At 64.6% G+C, this 17,661-nt stretch carries 13 protein-coding genes; 5 read left to right on the top strand and 8 right to left on the bottom strand.

Annotated features, from left to right (window positions below; genetic code table 11):
• The first annotated feature begins 5 nt into the window (after window positions 1–5).
• The 3 genes from ACVIW0_RS30375 to ACVIW0_RS30365 all read left to right on the top strand — a co-directional run bounded on the left by ACVIW0_RS30375 (window position 6) and on the right by ACVIW0_RS30365 (window position 4,293).
• Entirely contained in the window at window positions 6–1,397 is a 1,392-nt protein-coding gene (locus ACVIW0_RS30375) for an ethanolamine ammonia-lyase subunit EutB (protein ID WP_461355694.1), read from the top strand.
• Between the two features lies 1 nt (window position 1,398).
• Complete coding sequence (eutC, locus tag ACVIW0_RS30370) at window positions 1,399–2,202, top strand: ethanolamine ammonia-lyase subunit EutC (protein WP_461355693.1); 804 nt, start codon at window positions 1,399–1,401, stop codon at window positions 2,200–2,202.
• A 348-nt stretch (window positions 2,203–2,550) separates the two neighbouring features.
• The gene (locus ACVIW0_RS30365) at window positions 2,551–4,293 is read left to right on the top strand and encodes a nitrilase-related carbon-nitrogen hydrolase (RefSeq protein WP_461357473.1); all 1,743 of its coding nucleotides are present in this window, start codon (window positions 2,551–2,553) and stop codon (window positions 4,291–4,293) included.
• A gap of 558 nt (window positions 4,294–4,851) precedes the next feature.
• Here ACVIW0_RS30365 and ACVIW0_RS30360 read toward each other — a convergent pair.
• From ACVIW0_RS30360 to ACVIW0_RS30330, 7 genes are all read right to left on the bottom strand, one after another.
• Window positions 4,852–5,784 (bottom strand): sugar-binding protein, encoded by a 933-nt coding sequence (locus tag ACVIW0_RS30360; protein ID WP_461355692.1) that lies wholly within the window; start codon window positions 5,782–5,784, stop codon window positions 4,852–4,854.
• 94 nt (window positions 5,785–5,878) lie between these two features.
• A complete protein-coding gene (locus ACVIW0_RS30355) occupies window positions 5,879–6,961 on the bottom strand; it encodes an ABC transporter permease (protein ID WP_461355691.1) in 1,083 nt (360 codons plus the stop codon).
• Complete coding sequence (locus ACVIW0_RS30350; protein ID WP_461355690.1) at window positions 6,961–7,725, bottom strand: ATP-binding cassette domain-containing protein; 765 nt, start codon at window positions 7,723–7,725, stop codon at window positions 6,961–6,963. Before ACVIW0_RS30350 ends, ACVIW0_RS30355 begins: the two co-directional genes overlap by 1 nt.
• A 32-nt stretch (window positions 7,726–7,757) precedes the next feature.
• Window positions 7,758–9,107 (bottom strand): carbohydrate porin, encoded by a 1,350-nt coding sequence (locus tag ACVIW0_RS30345; RefSeq protein ID WP_461355689.1) that lies wholly within the window; start codon window positions 9,105–9,107, stop codon window positions 7,758–7,760.
• A gap of 221 nt (window positions 9,108–9,328) precedes the next feature.
• Complete coding sequence (locus ACVIW0_RS30340; RefSeq protein WP_461355688.1) at window positions 9,329–10,390, bottom strand: ABC transporter permease; 1,062 nt, start codon at window positions 10,388–10,390, stop codon at window positions 9,329–9,331.
• Window positions 10,387–11,913 (bottom strand): sugar ABC transporter ATP-binding protein, encoded by a 1,527-nt coding sequence (locus ACVIW0_RS30335; RefSeq protein ID WP_461355687.1) that lies wholly within the window; start codon window positions 11,911–11,913, stop codon window positions 10,387–10,389. The genes ACVIW0_RS30340 and ACVIW0_RS30335 overlap by 4 nt, the downstream gene beginning before the upstream one ends.
• 63 nt (window positions 11,914–11,976) lie before the next feature.
• Window positions 11,977–12,942 (bottom strand): sugar-binding protein, encoded by a 966-nt coding sequence (locus ACVIW0_RS30330; protein WP_456749879.1) that lies wholly within the window; start codon window positions 12,940–12,942, stop codon window positions 11,977–11,979.
• Window positions 12,943–13,183: 241 nt separating this feature from the next.
• Between ACVIW0_RS30330 and ACVIW0_RS30325 the strand changes: the two genes are divergently transcribed.
• Window positions 13,184–14,455 (top strand): ROK family protein, encoded by a 1,272-nt coding sequence (locus tag ACVIW0_RS30325; protein ID WP_461355686.1) that lies wholly within the window; start codon window positions 13,184–13,186, stop codon window positions 14,453–14,455.
• Between the two features lie 83 nt (window positions 14,456–14,538).
• Window positions 14,539–15,297 (top strand): SDR family NAD(P)-dependent oxidoreductase, encoded by a 759-nt coding sequence (locus ACVIW0_RS30320; protein WP_461355685.1) that lies wholly within the window; start codon window positions 14,539–14,541, stop codon window positions 15,295–15,297.
• Window positions 15,298–15,301: 4 nt separating this feature from the next.
• Here the strand turns inward: ACVIW0_RS30320 and ACVIW0_RS30315 are convergent, their stop codons facing one another.
• Window positions 15,302–17,653, bottom strand: coding sequence for a xanthine dehydrogenase family protein molybdopterin-binding subunit (locus ACVIW0_RS30315; protein WP_461355684.1), 2,352 nt, complete (start codon window positions 17,651–17,653; stop codon window positions 15,302–15,304).
• Between the last annotated feature and the right edge of the window lie 8 nt (window positions 17,654–17,661).

Genomic DNA, 17,661 nt, shown 5'->3' with positions numbered 1-17,661 from the left:
CCATCATGCCGTACAGGACGACCATCGAAGGAACGGTATACGGCTTTGCCGACCTCAGGGATCTGCTTGCCAAGGCCACGCCCGAGCGATCGGGCGATCAGCTCGCCGGCATTGCCGCGGAGGGACCGGTCGAGCGGCTTGCAGCGCAGATGGCGCTCGCCGATCTGCCGCTCAAGACCTTCCTGGCCGAGGAGCTGATTCCAGCCGAGATCGACGACGTCTCGCGCCTGATCATGGATCGCCACGATCCGGCGGCCTTTGCGGTGGTCTCGTCGCTGACGGTCGGTGAATTCCGCGAATGGCTGCTCAAGCCGGACACCGGCCAGCGGCAGCTCGAGGCGGTGGCGCCTGGCCTGACGCCTGAAATGGTGGCTGCGGTTTCGAAGATCATGCGGTTGCAGGATCTGATCTCGGTGGCGGCGAAGCGGGAAGTGGTCACGACCTTCCGCTCGACGATCGGGCTCAGCGGACGGCTTTCGACACGCAACCAGCCCAACCATCCGACCGATGATTCCTACGGCATTGCAGCTTCGGCGATCGATGGGCTGTTGATGGGATCGGGCGACGCGGTGATCGGGGTGAATCCGGCCACCGATACGGTCGAAGACTATATCCGGATCGTCTCTCTGCTCGACGAGTTGCGCAGCCGCCTGTCGATCCCGACGCAGACGTGCTGTCTGGGCCATGTGACGACGGCTTTGAAAGCCGTCGCGGCCAACGCGCCGGTCGATCTCGTGTTCCAATCGATCGCGGGCTCGCAGAAGGCCAATGAAGGGTTCGGCGTCAGCCTCGCTCTGTTGAACGAGGCCCATGAGGCGGTGCGCGGGCTGGGGCGTGGCGCGGTCGGCGCCAATCTGATGTATTTCGAAACCGGGCAGGGCGCAGCCCTGTCGGCCGAGGCAAATTTCGGCGTCGATCAGCAGACCATGGAGGCCCGCGCCTACGCGGTCGCGCGCGAGTTCAGGCCGCTGCTCGTCAACACCGTGGTCGGGTTCATCGGGCCGGAATATCTGTTCAACGGCAAGCAGATCATTCGCGCGGGGCTCGAGGATCATTTCTGTGGCAAGCTGCTCGGTCTGCCGATGGGCGTGGACGTCTGCTACACCAACCATGCGGACGCCGACCAGGAGGACATGGACGCGCTGCTGACGTTACTCTGCGCGGCCAATGTCAACTTCGTCATCACGGTGCCTGGCGCTGATGACGTGATGCTGAACTACCAGTCGCTCGCGCATCACGATGCCGTCTATTGCCGAGAAACGCTGAAGCGGCCGCCGGCGCCGGAGTTCGAACGCTGGCTTGTCGAGATCGGGCTGACCGATCGGGCCGGCCGTCTGCTGGAGACGCCGCCGCGGCTTGCGGACTACATGGCGAACGCGCAACTGCCCGGTGCCTGACATGACCGAAGACCACGAACCGCCAGTTCCGGTATCATTCGACCTGCACCAGATGACCGACGCGCGGGTGCTGCTCGGCCGGTTCGGTGCGGGATTGCCGACGCGGGCGGCGCAGTCATTCCTTCTCGATCATGCGCGCGCGCGGCAGGCGGTCTGGTCCGAGGTCGATTGGGCTTCGCTGCGGGGCGCGTTCGACGGACTGAAGCTCGGCATCGTCGAGGTCGAAAGCCAGGCCGTCGACCGTGCCAGCTATGTCCGCCGTCCGGATCTCGGCCGCAAGCTCTCGGCCGGCGCGGCGCAGCGCCTTGCCGGCGTCGGATCGGGCGGCGCGATCGCGATCGTGGTGGCGGACGGATTGTCCGCCAGCGCCATCGAGGTCAACGCCGTGCCGTTGGTGCGGGCTATCGTCGAGCGGCTCACGGCGCGGCGGCTTGCCATCGCGCCGCTTGTGCTCGCGTCGCAGGCGCGGGTGGCGCTCGGCGATCCCATTGCGGAAGCGCTTGGTGCGCAGATCTGCATCATGGTGATCGGCGAGCGTCCCGGCCTCTCCGCGGCCGACAGCGTCGGAATCTACGTCACTTGTTCGCCGAAGATCGGTACCCCGGATTCGCGGCGGAATTGCATCTCCAACATCCGTGACGGCGGCCTCGCAATCGACGACGCCGCGGACGCTGTGGTGTCGTTGGTTTCGGATATGCTCAAGACAGGCATCAGCGGAGTTGGACTGAAGGATGCCCTGGAGATCTATCGCCGGGCAGCGGTCGTGGATGTTGCGGAGGCGCGCCTTCCGGATCGTGTGCCGTGATGCATTCGCTGCACGGTGGTTGTGTGGGGAAGGGCGGTGTGCTGCCGCAGGCAAGTGCCACCACGAATGGCTGTCTACCCGCGTGCCGACGTTCTCGTCGATCCGCTCCTCGAGGATACGGAGGAAGCGATTGAGGATGCGCGCACGTGACAGCGGCGGCGACTTGGCCCGGTCGGGAAAAAGAGGTCCGTGCGGCCGCGACGTCGTCCTCGTCGAGCAGAATATCGATTTCGTTCGCTTCGCGTCTCGAGAAGGGGCAGATCGTTGCTTCCGGCCCAATCGCCACTCTCACCGAAACGCTCGTTCACGAGCACATGGCCGTTTGACGGCGCCTTCCGGAGTACACCAATGACGACACCTACGAGCTACCGCGCCGCGACGGTTCAGTTCGAGCCGACCATGTATGAGAAGGAGCGCAATATCGAACGTTTGCTCAAGCTCTGCGCCGAGGCTGCAGGAGAGGGAGCGCGCCTGATCGTCACGCCCGAGATGGGAACGACGGGGTACTGCTGGTATGACCGCGACGAGGTCAAGCCGTTCGTCGAGACCGTACCGGGCCCGTCGACGGACCGTTTCCAGCGGATTTGCGAGCAGCACAAGTGCTACATCGTGCTCGGGATGCCCGAAGTCGATCCGGCAACCGAGCTCTACTACAATACGGCCGTCCTGATCGGACCGAACGGGATCGTCGGCCGGCATCGCAAATCGCATCCCTATATCGCCGAACCGAAATGGGCGGCGAACGGTGACGTCGCGCACCAGGTCTTCGATACCGAGCTCGGCCGAATCGGAATGCTTGTGTGCATGGACCTGCACTTTTTCGAGACCGCACGCATCGAGGCGGTCGCGGGCGCCGACGTGATCTGCCACATCTCGAATTGGTTGCAGGAGCGCGCGCCTGCGCCTTACTGGATCAGCCGGGCGTTCGAGAATTCCTGCTACGTGATCGAGGCGAACCGTTGGGGATTGGAGCGCACGGTGCAGTTCTCGGGCGGCAGCTGCGTCATCGAGCCGGACGGTCGCGTGGCGGCGTCGATCGATGTCGGGGACGGCATCGCTTATGCGCAGGTCGATCTGAGCAGGTCGCGCAAGCGGGAGGTGCTCGGTGAAAGGGTGTTCGAGAAACGGCGCCCGGAGCTTTACCCCGAGCTGATGACCAACAGCTTCACCTGGAATCCGGGGGATTTTTTCAAGCTATATGGCTATCAGCCCATCCCGAAGGGGAAGCAGTCGCAGCTCGCCGTCGTGCAGTTTTCGCCGGCAGACGATGTCGCTGCAAATCTGGCGATCATCGAGCGTCGCGCCCACGATCTTGTCACAACTGCCAAGCCCGACATGATCGTCTTTCCCGAATTGTCATTGACCGGGTTGACCGATCCAGCCGCGCGCGCCCAGGCGTTGGAGGGGCCTGCCGTCAAGGCGCTTACCAGGCTCGCCATGAAGCTTCGGACGTATCTTGTTGCCGGTCTTGCCGAGCGCGATGGGAAGGCCGTCTACAACACGGCGGTCCTCGCGGGGCCCGAGGGCCTCGTCGGGAGCTATCGCAAGATTCACCTCGGCAACGCCGATGCGAGCTGGGCGACGGCGGGCGACAGATGGAAGGTCTTCGATCTTGCCGTGGGCCGGGTTGGCATCGCCATTGGACATGACGCACTCTATCCGGAGGCCATCCGTTCCCTGGCACTTCGCGGATGTGATATCGTCGCTTGCCCGTCAGCGATCGCGGGCGTCTTCACGGGATCACATGCAGGAACTGCCATTCCGCACAACTATCCGATTCCGAAAGGCGCCGATCCATATCATTGGCACGCCTTCCGCACGCGCGGCGGCGAGAACAACGTCTATCTGGCATTTGCGAATGTGATCGATCCCGCGCGCGGTTTCCTGGGGGCGAGTGCGGTGTTTGGTCCGGACAACTTCGTCTTCCCGCGGCAAGAGTCTGCAATCCTCGATCAGGAGGAGGGGGCTGTCACGACCATCGATACGAGCAATCTCGATACGCCTTATCCAACCAACGTCGTGCGACGGAAGGATCTCGTCGCGATGCGCTTGCCGCATCACTACCTGCCCCTGGTGACCTGGCATCAGTAGCAGAGCGGAAATGCCCCCGTGTCGTGTGGCCATCGCTTGTCCTGCCGCCGACATGGGTAGCAGATCGTACCATGAGGCGTGGGTGACAGCCTCGTGCCGAACAGGTTGTCAGTGCACTTGTACGGAGGATGTGCGGCCGCAAGCGCAACCGGTCGGGCCCGTTGGCGCGGCGAGGCGGTGCCTGCGTGATTTCGGAATATTGGAAATATATTCCTGAGTTGCCCGACATGTCAAGCGGCCTCGTCGAACGCCGGCCGCCGTCCGCTCCTTTGCATGGGGTTGTTTTCAATATTTTGGCGGCACGCACCCCGCGCTGGCAATATCCCGAAGGACATGCCGTTCTGTCAAACTGTCGCGCGAGGAGTTCGAGCGGCGGTCCCGCAGCTGACGGGACGTCCGGGCCACGGTTTCGGCGCAACAGATCGGCCGTCACCAAGACAGGCTGGGCGATAGCAGGTTTGGCGATGTAGCGGACCTCGGCCAGCATGGGCTCGGAAGCTCCGAGCCCATGCGTGATTTCTCTCCGCGAAACTGCGGCGCCGGATCGGGCACCCGGACCTACTTCAACATCGCCGCGACGTTGTCCTTGGTCACGATGTCGAGACCGGTGTGGATGATCTGCGGCACCTTCTGCCCCTTCTTGATGGCAAGCAGCGTATCCATCGCCTTCTCGCCCATCTCGAACGGTCGTTGGCCGACCAGTGCATTGGCGTAACCTTCATTCAGCAATTCGAGCTGCATCCGGAGGGTGTCGGCGACAACAAGCGTGAACTTGCCGGCGTCGATGTCCTTCTTGCTCTTGCTGGCGAACGCCTTGAAGCCTTCCGGCGCGAACATCGGCCAGCCGCCGATCGGGACGATCGCCGCGAGATCGGGGGTCGCGGTGCGCAGGTCGGTCATCTGCTGGACGCCGAGCGCGGGGTCGTCATTGCAAAAGGTCGGCGAGCCCCCGACTTCGGTCCACTTCGAGCCCTTGAGCGCTTCACGGACGCCGTCGACGCGCTCGGCGAGGTTTTTCGCACCCGGCCCGCCGGAGATCATGGCGTATTTGCCGCCATCGGGCCGCAGCTTCAGCAATTGCTTGCCGAGCGCGACACCGAACTCCTTGTTGTCGGTGCCGATATAGGCAATCCGCTTCGAGTCCGGCGCGTCCGCATCGAAGGTGATGACGGCAATGCCGGCCGCCGTTGCCGCCTCGATCGACTTGGTCATCGCGGCAACGTCGGCGACCGAGATGGCGAGGCCGTCGACCTTCTGAGTGATGAAATCCTGGATGATCTGCGCCTGCGTCGCCGGCTCGTGCTCGACCGGGCCCTTGTAGATGCATTCGATCTTGCCGAGCTCCTTGGCGCGCTTCTGGCAGCCGTCGCGCGCGAAATCGAAGAACGGATTGTTCATCGCCTTGGGCACGATCACGAATTTGTAGTTCTGGGCAAAGCCGGGCGTCGCCATCATGGCGAGGACCGCGGCGGCAAGAAATGCCTTCCTCATTGCTTCCCTCCACATTGTTTTTGTGCCCATCCTTGAATAGCGCGACTCCCGGAGGCGGACGGGCGGACATTCATGATCCTCCGGGACGAACTTGTCAGGCCATGCGCGAGCGGAGGCGATCCACCAGCACCGCCGCGATGATGATCACGCCGACCAGGGTTTGTTGCCAGTAGGAGTTGACCTGCGCGAGCACGAGGCCGTTGCGGATCACCTCGAGCAGCACGCAGCCGACAATGGCTCCGAGCGGGCCGCCGATGCCGCCGGCGAGATTGGCGCCGCCGATCACCGCGGCGGCAATCACGTTGAGCTCGTAGGATGTCGCCATGTTGGCCGGCGCCGATCCCAGCCAGCCGCAGACGATGATGCCCTGCAGACCCGCCGCGAGCGCGCAGATCACGTATATCTCGATCTTTACCCGTATGACCGGAATGCCGGTGAGGGCCGCCGCCTTCTCGTTGCCGCCGACGGCGAAGACGTGGCGGCCGAAACCGGTGTGGTGCAGCACCACCGCCATCGCCAGCGCGAGGAGCACGAGATAGATGAACGGCACCGGCATGCCGAACACGACGCCGGACGTCAGTGTGTAGAAATAACTGGCCTCGGGGCCGCTCGGAAAGCTGCCGCGGCCGTTGGAGACGACATAGCCGAGACCGCGCACGATCGAGAGCATGCCGAGCGTGGTGACGAACGGCGACAATCCAAGCACCGCGATGCAGAAGCCGTTGACCAGGCCGACGATCAGCGCGACGCCGAGCCCGGCCAGCACCGAGACGAGCAGGATCAGCCCGGGCAGATTGGCGACCACGGTCTTGCCGTCGTCGGCCAGGTGCACGAACCACTCCGCGCCCGGCATGCCCGGTGTCGAGATCGAGGTCATGACCATCGAGGTGATCATCGCGGAAAAGCACATCACCGAGCCGACCGAGAGATCGATGCCGCCCGTGATGATGACGAAGGTGACGCCGAGCGTCGCGATGGCGATGAAGGAGAAGTTCTTCGCCACGTTCTGCAGATTGCCCTCGGTGAGGAAGTAGGGGCTGGCGAAGTTCATCACCACGAACAGCGCCAGCAGCGCCAGCAGCACGTAGCCGGTCTGCGACGCGAACAGGCCGCTCCGCCACCATTTGGCCTTGCCGATATTGCTGAAGGTGATGGGAGATTCCATCGGCGTTTCCATCACGCGGCCTCCTTCGCTCCCGTGATGAGGGAGGTGACTTCCTCGGGACTGGTGTCGCCGATCGGCTTATCGGCGCGCTTCTCGCCGCGGCGCATGACGACGACGCGGTCGCAGACCGCGAACACGTCGGGCATGCGGTGCGAGATCAGCATGACGGCGACGCCCTGTTCCTTCAGGCGATGGATCAGGCCCAGCACCTGCTCGACCTGGCGGACCGAGATCGCGGCCGTCGGCTCGTCCATCATGACGAGCTTGGCATTGGAGAGCCGCGTCCGCGCGATCGCGACGGCCTGACGCTGGCCGCCCGACATCTGCTTGACGAGATCATGCGGACGAGTCTCGGAGCGCAACTCGCCGAACAACTCCAGTGCGCGCGCCGCCATCGCCTTGTGGTCGAGCAAGGCGAATGGACCGAGCTTGCGCTTGAGCTCGCGGCCAAGGAAGACATTGGCCGCGGCCGTGAGATTGTCGGCGAGCGCAAGGTCCTGGTAGACCACTTCGATGCCGACCGCACGGGCATCGATCGGACGGGCGAAGTGGACCGGCTTGCCGTCAAAGCGGATCTCGCCGTGACTCGGCGGGAAGTTGCCGGCGATGATCTTGACGAGCGTCGACTTGCCGGCGCCGTTGTCGCCCATCAGGCCGACCACTTCGCCGGGCGAAATGCGCAGGTCGACGCCATGCAACGCGCGAATGGCGCCGAACTCCTTGCCGATGCCCTTCAACTCCAGGACCGCCAGCCCGGCGTCGTGAGGAGTTACCATGGCTGGCCTCCGTTCGGACATATGCTGCCAGCTCAGAAGTGCACCAGGGTGCGCAGGCCAAGGACCCAGGCATTGTCGGTCTTCACGCCGGCGCCGTTATAGCCACGCCCGCCCGGATTGATCACGTACTGGGCGTCGAACTTGAGGTTCATCCAGCCGGTCGCCTGCCAGCCGTACCAGGCTTCGATCGGAACTTCGTTGCCTCCGGCATTGGGCGTGAGCGCAGCCGAATTCACGTGGGTCGTACCCACGGCGATGCCGATCTCGTCTTCCGGACGCCAGGAGAATGTTCCGGTGTGCCTGAAGCCCAACGCGACCTGATAGTCCTGGTACGACGTCCGGTGATCGGCGACGGTCGTGTTGAGGAACATGTACCAGCCTTGCGCCTTTGCGCCCTCGACGGTCAGGCGCTGCAGGATCGATTCATAGACGCCATAGCGGCCGCGTGAATCCCCCAGATTCTGATCCGAGACACCGCCGATGCCCGGTGCGATCGCAATGATCCCCGGCAGGCCGCCGTCAATGGTCGATGCGCTGTCATACCAGCCGCCGAAGCGCCAGGTCCCGTTCAACGGACCGCTCGGCGCCCAGACCACCTCGACCGGCACCAGCACGCCGGAGGCCCGGCTAGAGTCGGGGACGCCCGGCAGGAAGTAGACGCTCGAGTCCGACGTCGTCAGATAATTCGGATTGGCGTCGTAGACGCCGACCGACAGCTGCCATTCCTTGGCGAAGTTGTAGTGGACCACGCCGGCCCATTGGCTCACCGGCCAGTTGTAGATGTAGCCACCCTGGATGTTGCCGGGCTGGCCGCCGCAGAACGTCAGGTTGATGAACTCGCACAGACCGAAGAAGAAGTCGGAGCCGACCGGGAGGCGGCCACCCTTGAGCTCAAGGCGATCATCGAACAGCTTCTGCGACCAGTAGAGTTCGGTGAGGCGCAGAATGTTGCCGCGGCCGAACACTTCGTTGGTCAGCTGCAGGGCCGGAATGCCTGCCTCGTCATTCAGGTTGCGGCCGAAGCGGTCGACCAGCGTGAGGCCGACGGTGGCGCCCTGGATGCCGGCGAGCTTTGCCATGTCGAACTTGGCCTGAAAGAACAGCTGACCGGCCTGGGTCGCGGTGTTCCTGTTGCCGCCCGACAAGTTACCGACGGCTTCGTCACCCAGCGTCAGGGCGAGCGAGATACCGCGTTCCTTCAGCTGCGTCCTGCCGAGATCGCCGAACAGATAGGGTCTGGTCCAGAAATCATCGGTCTCGACATAAGGCACAGGCGGAGCCTTCGTTAAGAGCTCGGCCGCATGCGCGCCGCCGCCGAATAGAGATGACAAGGCGATCCCCATGCCGCACGCCCACGCGGTGCTCACAGACCTTAGTGACATTTTCTGCACTCCCAGCGTCCCCGGCTTTGTCTGTTTGTGTCGTGTTCCGGCCCAAAGCCCTTCAGCCGGAACACCCCGTGTATCGATCCGTCAACTTGAGATAGAAACGGCGCGCACAGCAAAAGCGACCTTGTGCGTCAAATTCCCCCGCAAGCTCCTCTCCTCAAGTCGCCGCGACCATGTTTGCCGCTCCCCGGTCGCGGCATTTGCCTATCGTCCCGTCATACCTGCTCGCCCGTACCCGTCCGCACCGCGGCCGCGCTGAGCGTCGATGTGCTCGGCTTTCCCTGCCCGGATGGCGCTTTCGGCGCCGTGCGGGCGAGGCCGGCCAGCGCAGCCTTGCGCCGTCGGCGGGCCTGCAATTGCTGATCCGCCAGCACGCCGATCAGGATCACGGTCCCCATCACCGCGAAGTTCAGCGAATTGGGAATACCAAGGATGTTCACCAGATTCTGCAGCACCTGCAGCAACGCCGTGCCCAGCACGATGCCGAGAATCGAGCCTTCGCCGCCGCGCAGGCTGCAGCCGCCGAGAACCGCCGCCGCGATCGCATAGAGCTCGTAGAAATTGCCGAACGAGCTCGGCGAGACCGAGTTGGTATAGAAGACGAACATCACGGTCGACACGCCGGCGAGCACGCCGCTGATGACGTAGGCGGTTGCGATCACGAGGTTGGTGTTGATGCCGGAGAAGCGCGCCGCTTCCTCGTTCTTGCCCACGGCATAGAGCCAGCGCCCGTAGACCGAACGGTGCAGCAGCACGCCGAGGATCAGCGCAAGCACGATCAGGAAGATGAAGGTGTTCGGAATCCCCGCGACGTTGCCGGAGGCGATGTTGCTCAGCGTGCTGGCCTCGTCACCGTAGCCGAAGCCGCGGGTCGAATCGCTGGTGTAGTAGCGCGCCGCGCCGCGATAGATCAAAAGCCCGCATAGCGTCACGATGAAGGGCTGCATCTTCAGCCGCGTGATCAGGAAGCCCTGGATGCCGCCGAGCGCCAGCCCGCCCATCAGGACCAGCAGCAACGCGAACGGCCAGGGCACCTGATAGGTCGTCAGCAGATCGATGAAGACGACGCCGAGCAGCGCGAACATCGAGCCGAGCGAGAGATCGATGCCGCCGGTGATGATGACGAGCCCTTCCCCCAGTGCGAACACGCCGAACAGACCGATCAGATTGGCCATGTTCAGCAGGTTCACGAACGACAGGAAGGCCGGATTGATCGCGCCGGTGATGGCGGAGATCACCGCCAGCAGCAAGAATAGGCCGAGTTCCTTCTTCATCATGGCGCCGCGGCCTCCTGGATTTCGAGCGCCTGGCCGACCGCCAGCCTCAACACGTTGTATTCGCTGAACTGGTCGCGCTCGAGCACGCCGCTGACACTGCCCTCGTGCATCACCGCCACCCGGTCGGAGACGCCGATGACCTCCTCCATGTCCGAGGAGATCATCACGATCGCGACGCCCTGGTCGGCGAGGCTGCGCATCAGCGCGTAGATCTCGCTCTTGGCGCCGACGTCGATGCCGCGGGTCGGCTCGTCGAAGAACATCACGCGTGGCTGCATCGAGAGCCACTTGCCCAGCACCACCTTCTGCTGGTTGCCGCCGGAGAGCGTCACGGCTTCGATGTCGACACTCGGTGCCTTGATCGACAACCGCCTGGCCTGGTCATTTGCGATCTTGCGTTCGGCCGCGCCGTTGACCAGCCACATCCGCGCGTGATCAAGCAGGCTCGCGAGCGTCACGTTTTCCCGGATCGGCAATTCGAGCACCAGTCCGGATTTCTTGCGATCCTCCGGCACCAGGTAGATCCCTTGCCTGATCGCGTCCCGCGGCGAGCCGATGCCGACCGGCGCGTTGTCGATCCTGATTTCGCCACCCAGCAGTGCGTCGACGCCGAACACCGCGCGGGCCAGCGAGGTCCGGCCGGCGCCGACCAGGCCAGCGAGGCCAAGGATCTCGCCGCGCCGTACCGACAGGTTGACCTGCCGGTCGGGAAAGGCCGATGTCACGACGCCCTCGATGTCGCAGCCGCCGGGCTGCGGGGCGTGCGCCGGCGGCGTATACAACGCCTTCAGGTCGCGGCCGATCATCAGCCGGATCATCGCGGCATGGCTGAGCTCGTGCCGCGCCAGTTCGCCCACCGTGCGGCCGTCGCGCAGCACCACGACGCGATCGGCGCAGCTCATGATCTCGCCGAGCCGGTGGGAGATATAGATCACCGAAATGCCGTGCGCCTTCAGGTCGGCAATCACCTCGAGCAGCCGCTCGGTCTCGGAAATGGTCAGGCTGGAGGTCGGCTCGTCCATGATGATCACGCGGGCGTCGATCGAGAGCGCCTTGGCGATCTCCACCATCTGACGCTCCGCGATCGACAAATCCTCGACCAGTGTGTTCGGCGTGAAATCGGCGCCCAGCCGCTCCAGCAGCGGCGTCACGCGGGCGCGCATCTCGGCATTGTCCACCAGCTTCAGCGGGCCGCCGGCAAGCTTCTCGCGCCCGATGAAGACGTTGGCGGCGACGTCGAGATTCTCGAACAGATTCAGCTCCTGGTGCACGAAGGCGATGCCGCATTGCGTGGCCTCGGTCACCGTCATCCTTGCGTGCTCGTTGCCGCCGATCCGGATCACGCCCGCGCTCGGTTCGATCACGCCGGCTAGCACGCGCATCAGCGTTGATTTGCCGGCGCCGTTCTCGCCGATCAGGCCAAGCACCTCGCCGCGGCCGACGCGCAGATTGACGTCGTCCAGCGCCCGTACGCCGGGATAGGTCTTGCTGATTCCGCTGAGTTCGAGCAGCGTCTCCGCCATTCAGCATGTCCTCCTGCATCCGCCCGGCGGCCTGTAGCGACCGGGCGGTGATGCCGACTGAAGTTATTTCTTCAGCAATTCCTTCATCTGTCCGGCAAACTCCGCGACATTGGTCTTGCTGATGACCTTGGTCGGAACGATCAGTTTGCTGTCCTTCGGAATCCAGGACTTGTCGCCGTTGAGCGTCTTGATGATGTTGGTGGCTGAGAGATAGCCGAACTCGTAGGGCTGCTGCACGACCGTGGATTCGATCGTGCCGTCGGAAATACCGCGCAGCGTGCGCTGATCCTCGTCGAAGCCGACGATCTTCACCTTGCCGGCCTTGCCCGCGGCCTTGACCGCGTCATAGATCAGCGGCGTCTCGTAGCTCCACAGCCCGGACAACAACGCGATGTCGGGATATTTGACGAGCACGTTCTCCATGTTCGCCTTGGCCTTGGCGAAGTCCACCTGGTCGGTGAACACGTCGACCAGCTCGACCTTGGTGCCGGCAATCGCTTCCTTGATGCCCTGCACGCGCTCGCGGGCGTTGTCGGCATCCATCGTGCCGACGAACAGCGCGATCTTGCCGCCGTTCGGCAGCGCCTTCTTGATCTCCTCGCCGGCCTGCCGCCCGGCCGCGACGTTGTCGGTTCCGATATAGGCCAGGCGATTGCTCTGCGGCGCGTCGCTGTCGGTCGTGATCAGCACGGTCTTGGCCGCGACCTTGTTGAGCTCTTCGGTTGCATGCGGCGCATCGTCGACCGAGATCGAGATGCCGGCGACGCCACGCACCAGCAGATCGTCGAGTTCGCGGCGCTGGCCAGCCGCCGTCCCTTCATTGGTGACGATCAGCTCGATATTGTATTCCGGGTGCTCCTTCTGCGCCTTCTCGAGCCCGCGGCCCGCGATGGTCCAGAAGTCGGCGGCCACATTGGTCACCAGGGCGATGGTCTTTTTTTGCTGCGCCTGTGCTACCCCTGTTGCCATTGCGAGCGCGGCTGCGCCCGCGAGCAGCGGCACGATCAATCTTTTCATCGAGTCATTCATATGCACCTCCCTGACGACACCCCCTGTGAGGGGATTTCACGCTCGGCGCTTTTCACGCCTTATTTTATTCACGTAACTAATAAATTATCGCAACAAAATGTCCAGTCAAGGATGTTAATTCCGGCGTCTTCAAGCAAAAATAGTATGATGGTGATGTATTTTCGCCGCTATCTGCCATTTTTGACCAACTCCTGAGCCGCATACGTTGAATAATTTTATCAAGCGAATTAAAAAAGCCGGCATGAACGAGCAGTCTGAACCGCTGAGACGTGCTTCAAGTGTGGCTCGCGGATCGAGCCGCGGTCGTCTCGTCGAGGTCCTGCGGCGTCAGGGGCCATTGCCCCGCGTCGAGCTCGCACGCAGCACCGGGCTGAGCTTCCCGGCGATTTCGGCGATCACCTCGAAACTTATGGCGGAAGACCTGCTCTGCGAAGCCGAGCCGGATGCGGCGACGCTGTGGACCGACGATAGCGACGAGGACGACGCGGACGGGCTGAACGGCCGCCGCCGTGGCCGGCCGGCGGTGCTGCTTACCCTCAATCCCGAGTTCGGCCGGATCATCGCGGTCTCGCTGCGCATGAACCTGATCGAAACATTGATCGCCGATTTCAGCGGCTCGGCCCTGGCGCAATCGCGGCTTGAGCTGACGACGCGCGGCCTCGATGCCGGCGCGTTGTGCGATCTCGTGATCGCCCAGATCGAAGCCATGCTCGATGAGACGGCCACGCCGCGAGATCGGCTGCTCGGAATCGGGATCGCGTTGCAGGGGATCGTCGACGCCGACAGCGGCCGGCATTTGTGGAGCCCGGCGCTGTCGATCACTGACGTCGATCTGGCGAAGCCCGTGCGCGAGGCATTCGGCGTCCAAGTCGTGATGGCGAACGACGCGGTGGCCGTTGCGCTGGCGCTTGTGGCCGCCGAACCCGCACTGGCACAGGGCCTCACCGCCACGATCATGGTGGGCCATGGTGTCGGCATGGGCATCGTTGTCGATGGCGAAGCGAGCTGGAGAGCCGGCGCGGGCAGCGAGATTGGCCATGTCAAGTTGGCGATGAACGGTCCGCAATGCCGCTGCGGTCAACGCGGCTGCATCGAGGCCCATCTTGCCGATTATGCGCTCTACCGCGACGCCCGCACCTTTCTCGACCTGCCGCCGGCGGTGTCGCAGCAGCCGTCCGAAGCTCAGATGGCGCTGTTGCGGGCGCGGGCACGCGCCGGCGACCCCCGTCTCGAGCAGCTGTTCCGGCAGGCCGGCCATGCGCTTGCCGAGGCGGTCGCCACGACGATTTCGGTGCTGCGCCCGGATCATCTCATCCTCGCAGGTCCCGGCCTGGAGGCATTCGACATGATGCGCGGCGCCTATGAGGAGCGGCTCGACCGGGCGGTGTTGCCGTCGCTGCTCAAGTCCACGACGATCCATGTGCGTCCCAGCGAATCGGCGACGATTGTCGACGGCATGGTGCGGCGGACGCTGCGGGTCGTGGATCGATACCAGATGGAAACAACCGAGTGAAATCTCGGGAGCTGTGGCCATAGGTTTGAGCCGCGGCAACAACGCAACCGACGCGCTTCGGGCGTCCAATCGAGAGTATGCCAATGCAGGGTGCCATCTATCCAAGCCTCAAGGACCGGACCGTCCTGGTAACCGGTGGCGGTTCCGGCATCGGCGAGGCGATCGTCCGTCAGTTCGTCAATCAGGGCGCGCGGGTCGGCTTTATCGACATCGACGAGGCGGCATCAAAACAGCTGCTTGCCAGCCTGCCGGCGCAATCCCGCGTGCATTTCGAGCACGCCGACCTGCGCGACATCGCGGCCCTGCGACGCGCGGTCGCCGGCATCCGCGAGGCGCTCGGGCCGATCACCATCCTGGTCAACAACGCGGCGCGCGACGACCGCCACGCGATCGAGGACGTCACGCCGGAATATTGGGACGAGCGGTTCGCCACCAATTTGAAGCATCAGTTCTTTGCCGCCCAGGCCGTTGCACCCGACATGAAGCAAGCCGGCGTCGGTTCGATCATCAACATGGGCTCGGTGAGCTGGGTGATCGGCCAGGGCAACATGCCCTGCTACACGACCGCCAAGTCCGCGGTGCAGGGACTTACCCGTGCATTGGCCCGTGATCTCGGGCCGAACAATGTACGGGTCAATTCCATCCTGCCTGGATGGATCATGACGCAACGGCAACAGGATAATTGGTTGACGCCCGAAGGCGTCGCCGAGCTGATGCAGCGCCAGTGCCTCAAGCGCAAGCTGGTGCCCGATGACATCGCCCGCGTCGTGCTGTTCTTCGCCGCCGACGACAGCGGCGCCTGCACCAATCAGAACTACATCGTCGACGGCGGCTGGGTCTGACGCCTCAATGGGGACGGATCAGGTTATCCGTCCATTTGTCGGCAATGTGGGGAAGGGTCAGCCCTTGCTTTCGATCAAGCAGGAGTTCGAGCACGTGTGGCGGCGTCAAAGGTAGCGCCTGGACGCGCTTGCCTGTGGCGTTCGCAACAGCGCAGGCGACGGCGGCTGCGACATTCAGGATCGGCACCTCGCCGGCACCCTTGGTGCCGAGCGGTCCGATTGACGGCGCCCCTTCGTACAGACTGATCTCGACCGGCACGACGTCGAGCGCCAGCGGCACACGATAGGTCTCGAAGCCGTTCTGGCAGACGCGGCCGTTGTCGCCGATCGTGACCTCCTCGTGCAGCGCATAACCCAGCCCCTGCACGACACCGCCCTGGATCTGGCCATGGATGGCGCGCGGATTTAGCGCCCGGCCGACGTCCTGCACCACGCGATAGCTGAGCACCTCGACATGTCCGGTTTCCGCATCGACGGCGACCTCGCAGTCGTGGACGGCGAATACGGGGATGTCGATCGCGTCGATGAAATGACCTGCGACGCAGCCGGGCATCGCCGGCACGCCCGCACCGGTAAAGGCGCCGGTGCCGGAAACCGGGCCCGCGAGCGCCTGGGCGCGGGTCGCGACCTCGGCGACGGTGCGGCCGGAGCCCGGCGCGCCCGCGATCTCGATCCGCCCGTCGCGCATGACGAGATCGTCGGGCGCGGCCTCGATCATGTCGGCGGCGACCTTCAGGAGCTTGGTGCGCACCTCCTGCGCGGCCGACAGGCTGGCGGCGCCGAGCGAGACGGTGGTGCGGCCGCCCCCGACGCCGACATCGTAGCCGGCCGCATCTGTATCCGCGGCGCGGACGATGACGTGCTCGGGTGCGATGCCGAGCGTGCTGGCGACGATCTGCGGCAGGCTCTGCATCATCGAGCCGGATCCGATCTCGACGCCCGACGTGACCAGCGTCGCCGTGCCGTCGGCATTCATGTTCACGGCTGCCGCCGACGGGCCGACGAAGACGAACCAGGTGCCGACGGTGGTTGCGCGTCCATGGAGCCGGCCGTCGGTGCGCGCCGGCCGTCGCGTCGCCGCATCGCGCAGCGTATCCATCCGTTCGAGCATCGGGCCGAGCACGTTGCCTTCGAACGCCTGGCCGGTGGCGCCGAGATCCTTGTCGCCGAGCACATTGCGGCGGCGGAAGGCCAGCGGATCCATGCCGATCCGTGCCGCGATCTCGTCCGTGTGCCGCTCCAGCGCAAAGGTGTTGTAGACGCCGTTGCAGCAGCGGAAGGCGCCGTTCGGCGTCGTGTTGGTGTAGACCGCGCGTGAGACCATGCGCACGCTGCCGAGCTTGTAGTTTCCACCCAGCGTGTGCGCGGTCATGGTAGTCAGAAAGATCTGTTCGCCGCCATAGGCGCCGCAATCCATCAGCACGACCGCCTCGCGGCCCACGATGTCGCCCTCGTGCGTCACTGCCGAGCGGATCCGGATGTCGGCGTTCTCGCGGAACAGGCAGGTCAGCATCTCCTCCTCGCGCGAATTGACCAGGCGCACCGGCCGGCCGCTGGCGCGGGCGAGCAGGGCAGCGAAGGGCTCGACCGCCAGATCGAACTTGAGACCGAAGCCGCCGCCGACCGGCGGCACGGTGACGCGGACCTGCGATGCCGGCACGCCGAGCAGGCGCGCGGTCGCGTTGCGGATGCTCCAGGGAACCTGTGTCGACGTCTCGATGTGGAAGCGGCCGTCCTCATAGTTCGCGACCACCGCGCGCGGCTCGAAGGCGACATGGTTCTGCCGACCGACGCGAAAGCAGCTTTCGACGATCTCGACGTCAGGCCGGGCAAAGGCGGCATCGACGTCGCCGCGCACGACGGTCGCCTCCCAGGCGACGTTGCCGCCACGTGCGCCGCCTTCGAGCAGGACCTCGTAGCTGCGCCAGTCCGGATGGACCAGCGGTGCAGCCGGTGCCAGCGCATCCGCCATGGTCAGTACCGCGGGCAGCGGTTCGATCTCCACGTCGATCGCCGCCAGCGCGGCCTGCGCCTGGGCCAATGTGACGGCGGCGACCGCGGCGAGTGGTTCGCCGTCGTAGCGGACGATGTCGCGGGCGAACAGCGGGTGGTCGGCGATGCCGATCCCGATCATGCCGGGCGCATCCGCTGCCGTGACGATCGCGCGGACCCCCGGCATGCGGGCGGCCCGTGACGTATCGAGACGAACGATCCGTCCCGACGGCACACTGGCGCGCAGCACCGCGGCATGCAACATGCCCGGCAGATAGCGATCGATCGTGTAGCGCGTGCGGCCACGCAGCTTGTCGGCGGCGTCACGCCGGCGCAAATCCATGGTCGCGGAAACATCGGACATTTCTGCGT

Source organism: Bradyrhizobium sp. USDA 4454, assembly GCF_054822705.1.
Note: the sequence above shows the minus strand (reverse complement) of the source record. Positions and strands in the feature narration are given on the sequence as shown.

Excerpts from the sequence above, each read along its gene's own strand:
- ACVIW0_RS30335 (WP_461355687.1), bottom strand. The coding sequence starts at position 11,913 with ATGGCGGAGACGCTGCTCGAACTCAGCGGAATCAGCAAGACCTATCCC.
- ACVIW0_RS30355 (WP_461355691.1), bottom strand. The coding sequence starts at position 6,961 with ATGGAAACGCCGATGGAATCTCCCATCACCTTCAGCAATATCGGCAAG.
- ACVIW0_RS30315 (WP_461355684.1), bottom strand. The coding sequence starts at position 17,653 with ATGTCCGATGTTTCCGCGACCATGGATTTGCGCCGGCGTGACGCCGCC.
- ACVIW0_RS30345 (WP_461355689.1), bottom strand. The coding sequence starts at position 9,107 with ATGTCACTAAGGTCTGTGAGCACCGCGTGGGCGTGCGGCATGGGGATC.
- ACVIW0_RS30350 (WP_461355690.1), bottom strand. The coding sequence starts at position 7,725 with ATGGTAACTCCTCACGACGCCGGGCTGGCGGTCCTGGAGTTGAAGGGC.
- ACVIW0_RS30365 (WP_461357473.1), top strand. The coding sequence starts at position 2,551 with ATGACGACACCTACGAGCTACCGCGCCGCGACGGTTCAGTTCGAGCCG.
- ACVIW0_RS30360 (WP_461355692.1), bottom strand. The coding sequence starts at position 5,784 with ATGAGGAAGGCATTTCTTGCCGCCGCGGTCCTCGCCATGATGGCGACG.
- ACVIW0_RS30320 (WP_461355685.1), top strand. The coding sequence starts at position 14,539 with ATGCAGGGTGCCATCTATCCAAGCCTCAAGGACCGGACCGTCCTGGTA.
- eutC (WP_461355693.1), top strand. The coding sequence starts at position 1,399 with ATGACCGAAGACCACGAACCGCCAGTTCCGGTATCATTCGACCTGCAC.
- ACVIW0_RS30375 (WP_461355694.1), top strand. The coding sequence starts at position 6 with ATGCCGTACAGGACGACCATCGAAGGAACGGTATACGGCTTTGCCGAC.
- ACVIW0_RS30340 (WP_461355688.1), bottom strand. The coding sequence starts at position 10,390 with ATGATGAAGAAGGAACTCGGCCTATTCTTGCTGCTGGCGGTGATCTCC.
- ACVIW0_RS30330 (WP_456749879.1), bottom strand. The coding sequence starts at position 12,942 with ATGAATGACTCGATGAAAAGATTGATCGTGCCGCTGCTCGCGGGCGCA.
- ACVIW0_RS30325 (WP_461355686.1), top strand. The coding sequence starts at position 13,184 with ATGAACGAGCAGTCTGAACCGCTGAGACGTGCTTCAAGTGTGGCTCGC.